The following is a 9,660-nucleotide window of genomic DNA, read 5'->3' as shown; positions in this document are numbered from 1 at the left end:
CCTCGGCGATCCCCAGATCGGTGAGCGTCGCGGCGATGCGCCCGACCTGGTCGTCGATGCTCTCGAGCATCGCCGCCAGCACCGGCCGGTTGGGCGACTCGTCTGCGCCGGGCTTCGCGCGGTACTTCGCCACGAGCTCGGGCTTCGCGTCCAGGCTCGTGTGGACCGCGTAGTTCGACAGGTGGAGGAAGAACGGCTCGTCGCGGTGGCGGGTGACGAAGTCGACGGCCTCCTGAGCCAGTCTGTCGGTGAGGTACTCGCCGGGCTCGCGCGCCGGGAGGCTCGGCATGAAGGAGTACGGGTGGAAGTAGTCGCCGTCGCCGATGTAGAGCTCCTCGGAGGCGATCGCCTCGTCGAAGCCGTGCGCGAAGGGGTTGCCGGGACGGCTCCGGTAGTCGCCGGAGTAACGCTCGGTCAGGTGCCACTTGCCGATCAGGCCGGTCGTGTATCCGTACGGTCCGAGAACGTCGGGCACCGTGCGGAGGTCGGTCGAGAGGTGCTTGTCGCTCGGCGCCGGCTCCCCGCGCAGGAAGTCGGTGATGCCCGTCCGCGCGGGATAGAGGCCGGTGACGAGCGCCGCGCGGGTCGGCGAGCACAACGACGCCGCCGCGTACGCCGACTCGAACCTCAGGCCTTCGCGTGCCAGGCGATCGATGTGCGGGGTCTCGTTGAAGCTCGTCCCGCAGCAGCCGATCTCGTCCCAGCCGAGATCGTCGATCGAGATGACCAGGACGTTCGGTCGCCGCCGGCGTCGCCACGTCACGGCGTCCGCGCGGGTGACCGCGCTCGGCGCCACCGTCAGCGTGAGAGCACCCGCAGCGATGCCACGGAGCACGGTGCGCCGGGTGGGTTCGGGGACGTGCTCGGAGGCCTCAGGAATCGACATGGGCGTGGTCACCTTTCGCTTCTGGCACGAGGTGAGTCGTGCAGCCGTTCGAGGCTAGTGACGCGTCGGGTCAGGGGTCGAGGTTCTCGGTCGGGATGAGCGAAAGGCTGCGGCGATCTCCTCGCGGATGAGACCCGCCACGGCATCCGCCCCGGACGCGGACAGGACCAGGGTGTAGTGGTTCAGACCGTCGACGCGGCAGTGCCGGACGCTCGGGGTGCCCGCGAGCAGGGCGGGGATGCGGTCGTCGGAATAGAGCCCGGGTTCGTCGTCGAGAAGGCCTCGCGGCACCGTGACGAACAGGGTCCGGTGGCGCAGACGTGCCAGTGCCTGCACCGGAGCGGCGCCGCCGTTGAGGTCCACCGTGTCCTCGGCCATCGTCGCGTAGCTCGTCGCCGCCCGTAGGCGCGGCGGCTCCCCGACCAGGTCGTACGCCAGGTAGTCCTCGAGCTCGCGGGACCAGGCTTCGGCGAACGCCGGGTGCCGCCGCCAGAACCCGAGGTAGGCGTCGGTGTCGGCGAACTCCATGGCGAGGCGCTCCGCGGTCGGCCCGAGCACCATCGCGATCACCTGGTCCGCATCGAGCCCTGCGGGGACGTCCAGCGGCAGCCCTCCGTCCAGCAGGACCAGGCTGCGCACACGCTCCGCGTGCTGGTCAGCGAGGACGCAGGCGACGAAGCCGCCCATCGAGTGCCCGACCACGGTCACCGCCTGGGCACCGACGGCATCGAGTACGCAGGCCAGGTCGTCCGCGTGCGCCGTCATGCCCGCAGGTCCCGTGACGGCGTTGCTGCGGCCCCGCCCTCGAAGGTCGGGAGCGACGAGCCGGACACCGGGAAGGCGCGCAGCGAGAAGGTCCCACGACCGGTGCGACGCCGTGACGCCGTGGACGAGCAGGAGCGTGGGCGCCGCGATGTCGGTCGCATCCCAGATCCCGACGCGCAGGTCACCCCCTCGTACCGGGACGTCGAGGGTGCGGTAGCGCTGCGTCATCGCGCGGTCCACCCGCCGTCCATCGTGTACGAGGCACCGGACACCATCGCTGCGTCCTCGGAGCACAGCCACGCGACGAGCGACGCCACCTGCTCCGGCTCGATCAACCGCTTGACCGCGGTCTCGGTGAGCATCACCTTCTCGACGACCTCCTCCTCGGGGATGCCGTGCGCCCGCGCCTGGTCCCCGATCTGCTTCTCGACGAGCGGTGTCCGGACGTACGCGGGGTTCACGCAGTTGCTCGTCACCCCGTACGGACCACCCTCGAGCGCCGTGACCTTCGAGAGCCCTTCGAGCCCGTGCTTGGCCGCGACGTAGGCCACCTTGTACGCGCTGGCGCGCAGGCCGTGCACGCTCGAGAGGTTCACGATCCGTCCCCATCCCCGCTCGTACATGCAGGGAAGGGCGGCGCGGACGAGCAGGAACGGCGCCTCGACCATCAGGCGCTGGATCAGGCGGAAGTCGTCGGGAGCGAGCTCCGTGATCGCAGCCACCCGCTGGATCCCCGCGTTGTTCACCAGGATGTCCGTGTCGAGGACCACGCTCTCGAGGGCCTCCGTGTCAGCCAGGTCGACCACCCAGGTGTGGCCGTCGATCGCATCGGCAGCGCGGGCGGTCGCCTCCCGGTCGATATCCGCGACCGTCACGTCAGCGCCGCGAACCGCGAGGGCGCGCGCACAGGCGAGGCCGATCCCGCTGGCCCCTCCCGTGACGACAGCGCGGCGTCCTTCGAGCGGGTGGTCGGTCATGACCTCTCCTTCGGCGCGAGGCCGCCGTTGACCAGGCGCATCATCTCGTCGATCACGTGGTCCGGGACGGCGGCCGGAGGGTTTCCGTCGGCGTCGCGCTCCCACAGCAGATAGCGCATGCCGAGCAGCTCCCCCATCCCCATCAACGCCCACGCCGCGACCTCGGGATCGATGTCACTGATCTCCCCCGCCGCCTGCGCCTTGGCGAGACCGGCGCGATAGCCCTCCACGATGCGGGTGTAGTGCAGCCGGAGCATCTCGGGTGACACGAACTCGGCCTCCCGCACGATCCGGTAGAGCGCCGGATGCTCGGCGGTGAACCGGAAGAACCCTTCGAAGCCGGCACGTTCGGCCTCCAGGCGGTTCTGCGCGCCGCTCATCGCCTCGGCCATCGAGTGCCGGACGCGGCGGTTCAGGTCGACGACGAGCGCTTCGAAGAGGGCCTGTTTGGAATCGAAGTACAGATAGAAGGTGCCGAGCCCGCATCCTGCCCGTTCGGTGATCATCACGATGGAGGCGTGGTGGTAGCCGCGCTCGGCGAACACCGCCTCGGCCGCGACGAGAAGCCGAGCACGGGTCGCCTCCCCTCGTTTGCCCAGCGGCCGGCCCTGGGCGGAGGACACCGTCTCCACCTCGTCGAGCCGGAAGTCGTCGGCGGCACTGCTCATTTCTGTCCCCCTGTCGTCATGGCGTCCTCACGCAGTCGCGGCCGGACGATCTTCCCGAGAGCGCTGCGAGGGAGCACCTCGCGCACGTGTACGTCCCTGGGGACCTTGAAACCCGCGATGCTCCCGCGGAGGTAGGTCTGGATCTCGTCCGCGGTGAGGCGAGCCCCCGACCGCGGCACCACGAACGCGGCACCCACCTCGCCCCACACGTCGTCGGGGACGCCGACCACCGCAACGTCGGCCACCAGCGGGTGCGCAGCGATCGCCGCCTCGATCTCGGCGGGTGCGATGTTCTCGCCACCGCTGATGTAGATGTCCTTCAACCGGTCGACGATGCGGTAGCACCCGTCTGCGTCGCGGTTCGCGAGGTCGCCTGTCGCCAACCGGCCGGCGACAAGCGCTTCGGCTGTCGAGCGCGGATCGCCGAGGTATCCGGCGAAGAGGCTCGGCCCGCGGACCCACAGCTCACCCGTGCCGGGACCGACGACGTCCTCGCCGGTCGCGATGTCCCGCAGTCCCACGTCGACGTACGGATAGGGCCGCCCCACCGCGCCGGGGTGGGCCTCCGCCTCGTCGGCACGCAGCATCAGGACGTTGGGACCGGCCTCGGTGAGCCCGTAGCCCTGGGTGATCCGCACGCCGCGGTCGGCCCATCGGCGCCAGAGCGGGTACGGCATCGCCGACCCGCCCGACATGGCCACGCAGAGACTGGAGACGTCGGCCTCGGGGAAGAGCGCATCCTCCGCCAGGAGGTGGTACTGCGTCGGCACGCCCATCATCGCCGTGATCCGGCGCTCCCTGATCAGGCTCAACACCCGGGAGGGCTGGAACGAGCGCTCGATCACCACCGTGGCGCCGGCCCGCCAGGCGAGCAGCGGCTGGATGTTCCAGGCGGCGACGTGGAACTGCGGCAGGGTCGCGAGCACGACGTCCGACGAGGTGATCTCCACCGCCTGGCCGAGCGCCAGGTTGTTCCAGAAGCAGCTCGCGTGGGTGAGGACGACCGCCTTGGGTCGTCCGGAGCTCCCCGAGGTGACGATCACCAGCAGAGCGTCGTCGTCGCGGGCAGGGCGTGGTGCCACCAGGTCGCCGTCGACGGTGCCCCTCAGTCCCATCGACGGTGGGACGGCTGCCTCGACACCGGTGGTGCCGAGCTCGGCCACCGGTGGCACCGTCGGCAGCCGGGTCAGGGTCTCGCGCCCGAGTGCGGAGTACTCGTCCTCCACCAGCACGAGCGCCGGATCGACCGTCGCGACGAGCTCTGCGAGCTCGTTCGCGGTCAACCTCCACGAGAGCGGCACCAGCGCGAGAGCGGCTTGTGCGCAGGCGAAGAAGACGACGACGTGGTCGATGGAGTTGCCGGTCAGCGTCGCGATGCGGTCACCGGGGGCGTACCCGGCGTCCTGCAGGGCACACGCCAGATCGCTCGACCGTCGGGCGAGCGCCCCGTAGGTGATGGTGACGCCGCGGTCGTCGATCGCCACGGCGTCGGGGTCCTGGCGGGACCGGTCGACCAGCCACCGCCCGAGCGTGTGGGCGCCCTCGTCGGAGCTCGGCCACGGCTTCTGCGTCATGCTGCCGACTCTGCCAGCGGAGACTCGTCGCGACCCTCACGACGCGTCCGGGTGCGGGTCGTGGCCCGGGCTGCGCCCGCGATCCCACCGGGGAAGAACATCACCACGAGGATGAACACGGTGCCGAGGATGAACATGGGCTCGGAGAGCGGGACGCGCAGCACCGCCGGCAGCGACTCCACGGTGTCCGAGTGTGCGAGCAGGGACAGCCGCTGGTTGAGCACCGTGTAGACGACGGCGCCCACGATCACCCCCCAGCGCGACCCGACGCCGCCGAGGACGACCATGACGAGGATCGTGATCGTGAGATCGGCGGACACCACCCGGGGCACGGTCCCGCTCTGCAGCAGGAGATAGACCGCACCCGTCAACGAGGCGAGCACGCCGGCGACGGTGAAGACGACCAGCTTCGCCGCGTACGGCCGGATCCCGAGCACGCGCACCCGCAGCTCGTTCTCGCGCGTGGCCGCCGCGACGTGGCCGACCCTCGAACGGTCGATCCACACGACGACCGCGTAGACGAGCACCAGCATCGCCAGCGTCATCCAGTAGAGGTTCCGCGTGTTCGCCACGCCCACCATCCATTCCGGGACCTGGGCGGTGGCCAGGCTGAGTCCTTCGTCGCCACCGGTGGAACCCCCGGGATTACGTCGGACGAGGACGGACGCGGCCTGGGCGAACGCGAGGGTGACCATGGCGAACGGGATCCCCGTGACGCGGAGGCTGATCGCGCCCGCCACCTGGGCCACCACGAAACAGCCGACCAGCGTGACCAGCAGCGCGGACCACAGCGAGAGGCCCGTGCGCTCGAGGACGATCCCCAAGCCGTACGCTCCGGCGCCGAAGGCGAGCGCGTGACCGAACGAGAGCAGTCCCGCGGTGCCGAGCATGAGGTTGTACGACAGCGCGAGCGCGGCGAAGACCATGCACAGAGCGAGCAGGCTCAACGCGCCCGGCTGGTAGGTGGCACCGGGCAGGATGCCGGGGACGCGCACGTTGAGCAGCGGCAGCACCGCCATGAGCACGATCAGCGCCGTGCCGCCGACGGCGGCGGGGATCGGTGGGCGAGTCATGCGCGGGCTCCCATCAGTCCGGTGGGGCGTACGAGCAGGACGGCAGCGAGCGCGAGCACGACGACGAAGTCACCCGTGCCCGAGAGGTAGTAGTTGGCGAACTGCTGCAGCAGCGCGACCAGCACCGAGGCGACCGCCGCACCGGTGAGCGAGCCGAGTCCGCCGATCACCGTGACGATGAACGCGAAGATCAGCAGCGAGCCGCCGAGGCTCGGCGACACGTAGCCGAAGTAGTGCGACGCCAGGACACCCCCGAGTCCGGCCGCGGCCCCGCCGATGGTGAAGACGAGCGTGAACGAGCGACGGACGTCGATCCCGAGCGCGGTGACCATCGCGCGGTTCTCCACGCCCGCGCGGATGATCATCCCGTAGCGGGTATGCCGCAGGAACATCACGATCGCGACGAGCACGACGCCGGCGACCGCGATCACCACGAACCGGTCGTTGGGGATCGCAGCTCCGGCGATCGAGGTCGTACGGTCCAGCCACTCCGGCCCGCGGATGAAGCGCGCGTCCGACCCCCAGATGCCTTCGAAGAGGGCCACCGTCGCCAGGGACAGTCCGACGGTGACCAGGACCTGCTCGATGTGACGCTCGTAGAGCGGGCGGATGAGGACGAGCTCGGTGAGCGCCGCGACCAGCGCACCGACGGCCGCGCCCACCAGCATCGACACCGCGAACCCGAGCCAGCTCGTCGCGTCGATCCGCTGCGCGACCATCCAGCCGAGGAATGCCCCGAGCGTGAGGAAGCTGCCGTGCGCGAAGTTCAGCACGTGCATCAGGCCGTAGATCAGCGACAGCCCGGAGGCCACGAGGAAGTAGAGGGCCCCGAGTCCGAGACCCGTCACCGCGAGCAGGACGACGGTGCTCACCGCGCCACCTCGCTCGAGATGTCACCGTGGACGCCGAGGAGCCGTGTCGTGAGGTCGGCGTCGTCGAGGAGTGCGGTGGCGTCGCCGGTGTGGACGACGCGACCACCCTCGATGACGATCGCCGGGCCGGCCAGGCGGCGTACGACGTCGAGGTTCTGCTCGACCAGGAGGATCGGCACCGTCTTCGCCGCCTCCTCGAGGGCGTCGGTGACCTCCAGGACGACGCGTGGCGCGAGCCCCTTGGTCGGCTCGTCGACGAGGAGGATGCGGTTGTCGTTGACGAGGGCGCGGGCGAGCGACACCATCTGCTGCTGACCTCCGGACAGCGTTCCCGCCATCTGGTCGCGACGGCCCACGAGGTCGGGGAACAGCGCGTCCACGAGATCGTGGCGGGGTTGCGCCGTGCGTACGGCGAGCCGGAGGTTCTCCGCGACCGTGAGCTTCGCGAAGACCTCCCGGTCCTCGGGCCCGTAGCCGACGCCCCGCTGCACGATCTTGTGCGTCGGAAGGCGATCGATGCGCTCGCCGGCGAGCCGTACGTCTCCCGTGCGGTGGATCAGGCCGAGGATGGCGCGGAGCGTGCTCGTCTTGCCGACGCCGTTCCGACCGAGGATCGCCGTCACTCCGGACGACGGCACGGTGAGACTGACGTCCTCTACCACCTGCTGTCCGTCGATGTCGGCGCGGAGATGCTCGACGGCGAGCACCGGCTCACCGGGCGTGCTGGTCATGCGCTCGCCCCCAGGTAGGCGTTCTGGACGGTCGGATCAGCCATCACGGCCGCGGGTGTGTCGTACGCGAGAAGGTGGCCGAAGTGGAGGACGGCCACCTTGTCGACGAGGCCGAGCAGCACATCCATGTGGTGCTCGACCATCAGGACGGTGCATCCCTTGTCGCGGTGGAGCGAGCGGATGATCGCGCCGAGCCCGGCGACGTCACCCGACCCGATACCTGCCATCGGCTCGTCGAGCAGGATGACGTCCGGGTGGCACGCGAGGAGGACGGCGATCTCGAGCTTTCGCTTGTCGCCGTGCGAGAGGCCGCCGGCGGCGACGTCAGCCTTGCCGGCGAGCCCCACCTCGTCGAGGTGGTCCACGGCTGCCCGGCTGGCGGCGTCGCTGCGCCGCGGGAACCGGACGACCGAGAGGCTGCCTCCGCGTGAGACCTGTGCCGCCAGCCTGACGTTCTCGAGCAGGCTGAGATCGGGGAACAGGCTCGACGTCTGGAAGGTGCGCCCCAGTCCCGCACGCGCTCGCTTCGGCACCGACATCGCGGTGACGTCCTCGCCGTCGAGCAGCACCGCGCCCTCGGTGGGAGCGGTCAGGCCGGAGATCACGTTGAACAGGGTGGTCTTGCCTGCGCCGTTCGGGCCGATGATCCCGACCATCGCTCCCCGGTCGACGGTGAGGTCGATCCCCTCCAGGATGGTCGCTCCCCCGATCCGCAGACCGAGCCCTCGGACCTCGAGCGCGGGCGTTGCTGCTGCCGTCATCTCGCCGCCGTCCTCCTCTGCGTCACGCCGTCACGACGCCTCGGGCGGGGCGACCTGGTCGGCCGGGACGACGTTGGCCACCTCGGGCACGAACGCGTCACCATCGGCGACGAGCTTGGCCTGGAACATGTCCTGGACCAGCGCGTGGTCGCTGGCACGGATGGTGGTCGCGCCCTTGGGACCGTCGAACGACCAGCCCTCGAGCGCCTTCACCATCGCGTCGACGTCGTCGCCGCCCTCCTCGACCGCGCGGACGATCATCTGTCCGGCGACGAATCCGTCCGGCGAGAAGAGGTCGGGCTGGCTGCCGTTCTCCTCGAGGTAGGACACGAGCGCCTTGTTGACCTCGTTGTCGGTCGCGGTGCCGAAGTAGTGGCTCAGGAAGTTGATCTTCGCCGAGGCCGGTCCGTAGGCGCCGTACGTGGCGACGTCCCCGAGGCCGGTCACCACCGGTGCAGCGTCGAAGACTCCCTGCTGCTCCAGTGCCTGCCACATGCTGCCCGAGCTCGCACCGGCCCAGGCGACGAAGACGAGGTCGGGCTTGCTGTTGACCACCTGGCGGGCGAAGGAGGTGAACTCCGTGACGTCCTCCGCCACCAGGACGGGCTTGACGGTCCCACCCTTGCCGCCGGCACCCAGCACCGCCTGGACCGCGGCGACGTTGCCCTGACCGAAGGCGTTGTCCTGGGCGAGGACGGTGATCGTCTTGCCCTGAACCTCCTCGAGGAAGGTCGCCGCCGTCGCGACGTCCTGGAAGCTCTGCCGTCCCGATCGGAACGTGTAGTCGTTGATGCCGGTCACGGCATCGGCTGCTGCAGGCCCGGCGATGTAGAGGACCTTGTTCTGCTCGGCCTGCTCGGCCAGCGCGAGCGCCACGCCGGAGGACGCCGTGCCGGCGATGATCTTCACACCGTCGCCGATGTATTCCTTGGAGAGCTGCACGGCCTTGTCGACGTCGCCGGCGTCGTCGCCCTCGGTGATCTCGATCGTGGTGCCGTCGACCTCGTTCGTACCGTCGGTCGCATGGTCGAGACCTGCCTCCAAGCCCTCGAGGTAGGCCTTGCCGTACGCGGCGAGGGGCCCGGACTTGGACGTGATGACTCCGACCTCGACCGTGTCGCCGTCAGCCGCGGCGTCGTCGTCCGACGACGGAGCGCATGCCGCGAGGGTGAGCGCTGCGGCGAGCGCTGCGATGGGGGCCGCGAGGGTGCGGCGAGTGTTCTTCCGTGTGCTCATCTCCGTGCCTTTCCTCCCTGAAAGGACCGAACCTGAAACCTGATTCGGGTTCCAGAAACGTAGGGCTCCGGAGGATGTGATGTCAACCACACGGCTGGTCGCGCTGGGGCGCGGGCA

At 70.1% G+C, this 9,660-nt stretch carries 10 protein-coding genes; all 10 read right to left on the bottom strand.

Annotated elements, in window-relative coordinates; translation table 11 throughout:
- On the bottom strand, positions 1 to 898 hold an 898-nt coding region (locus tag PV363_RS12870), incomplete at its 3' end, for a sulfatase-like hydrolase/transferase (protein ID WP_301022519.1).
- A gap of 42 nt (positions 899 to 940) precedes the next feature.
- Positions 941 to 1,879 (bottom strand): alpha/beta hydrolase, encoded by a 939-nt coding sequence (locus tag PV363_RS12865; protein ID WP_301022518.1) that lies wholly within the window; start codon positions 1,877 to 1,879, stop codon positions 941 to 943.
- Entirely contained in the window at positions 1,876 to 2,628 is a 753-nt protein-coding gene (locus PV363_RS12860) for a 3-hydroxybutyrate dehydrogenase (protein ID WP_220344960.1), read from the bottom strand. Before PV363_RS12860 ends, PV363_RS12865 begins: the two co-directional genes overlap by 4 nt.
- A complete protein-coding gene (locus tag PV363_RS12855) occupies positions 2,625 to 3,296 on the bottom strand; it encodes a TetR/AcrR family transcriptional regulator (protein WP_301022517.1) in 672 nt (223 codons plus the stop codon). The genes PV363_RS12860 and PV363_RS12855 overlap by 4 nt, the downstream gene beginning before the upstream one ends.
- The gene (locus PV363_RS12850) at positions 3,293 to 4,870 is read right to left on the bottom strand and encodes an AMP-binding protein (RefSeq protein WP_301022516.1); all 1,578 of its coding nucleotides are present in this window, start codon (positions 4,868 to 4,870) and stop codon (positions 3,293 to 3,295) included. Before PV363_RS12850 ends, PV363_RS12855 begins: the two co-directional genes overlap by 4 nt.
- Positions 4,867 to 5,943 (bottom strand): branched-chain amino acid ABC transporter permease, encoded by a 1,077-nt coding sequence (locus tag PV363_RS12845; RefSeq protein WP_220344957.1) that lies wholly within the window; start codon positions 5,941 to 5,943, stop codon positions 4,867 to 4,869. Before PV363_RS12845 ends, PV363_RS12850 begins: the two co-directional genes overlap by 4 nt.
- On the bottom strand, positions 5,940 to 6,815 hold the full coding sequence (locus PV363_RS12840; protein ID WP_220344956.1) for a branched-chain amino acid ABC transporter permease: 876 nt from the start codon (positions 6,813 to 6,815) through the stop codon (positions 5,940 to 5,942). The genes PV363_RS12845 and PV363_RS12840 overlap by 4 nt, the downstream gene beginning before the upstream one ends.
- Positions 6,812 to 7,546 (bottom strand): ABC transporter ATP-binding protein, encoded by a 735-nt coding sequence (locus PV363_RS12835; protein WP_301022515.1) that lies wholly within the window; start codon positions 7,544 to 7,546, stop codon positions 6,812 to 6,814. The genes PV363_RS12840 and PV363_RS12835 overlap by 4 nt, the downstream gene beginning before the upstream one ends.
- On the bottom strand, positions 7,543 to 8,307 hold the full coding sequence (locus PV363_RS12830; RefSeq protein WP_301022514.1) for an ABC transporter ATP-binding protein: 765 nt from the start codon (positions 8,305 to 8,307) through the stop codon (positions 7,543 to 7,545). Before PV363_RS12830 ends, PV363_RS12835 begins: the two co-directional genes overlap by 4 nt.
- A gap of 30 nt (positions 8,308 to 8,337) precedes the next feature.
- Positions 8,338 to 9,543, bottom strand: a complete 1,206-nt coding sequence (locus PV363_RS12825) for a substrate-binding domain-containing protein (RefSeq protein WP_301022513.1) — start codon at positions 9,541 to 9,543, stop codon at positions 8,338 to 8,340.
- Between the last annotated feature and the right edge of the window lie 117 nt (positions 9,544 to 9,660).

This window comes from Mumia sp. (assembly GCF_028803055.1).
GTDB lineage: Bacteria > Actinomycetota > Actinomycetes > Propionibacteriales > Nocardioidaceae > Mumia.
This window is presented reverse-complemented; position numbering and strand designations above follow the sequence as displayed.

Bases quoted from the DNA above. Each gene is read 5' to 3' on its own strand.
- PV363_RS12860 (WP_220344960.1), bottom strand. From the start codon at position 2,628: ATGACCGACCACCCGCTCGAAGGACGCCGCGCTGTCGTCACGGGAGGG.
- PV363_RS12835 (WP_301022515.1), bottom strand. From the start codon at position 7,546: ATGACCAGCACGCCCGGTGAGCCGGTGCTCGCCGTCGAGCATCTCCGC.
- PV363_RS12850 (WP_301022516.1), bottom strand. From the start codon at position 4,870: ATGACGCAGAAGCCGTGGCCGAGCTCCGACGAGGGCGCCCACACGCTC.
- PV363_RS12845 (WP_220344957.1), bottom strand. From the start codon at position 5,943: ATGACTCGCCCACCGATCCCCGCCGCCGTCGGCGGCACGGCGCTGATC.
- PV363_RS12825 (WP_301022513.1), bottom strand. From the start codon at position 9,543: ATGAGCACACGGAAGAACACTCGCCGCACCCTCGCGGCCCCCATCGCA.
- PV363_RS12865 (WP_301022518.1), bottom strand. From the start codon at position 1,879: ATGACGCAGCGCTACCGCACCCTCGACGTCCCGGTACGAGGGGGTGAC.
- PV363_RS12830 (WP_301022514.1), bottom strand. From the start codon at position 8,307: ATGACGGCAGCAGCAACGCCCGCGCTCGAGGTCCGAGGGCTCGGTCTG.
- PV363_RS12855 (WP_301022517.1), bottom strand. From the start codon at position 3,296: ATGAGCAGTGCCGCCGACGACTTCCGGCTCGACGAGGTGGAGACGGTG.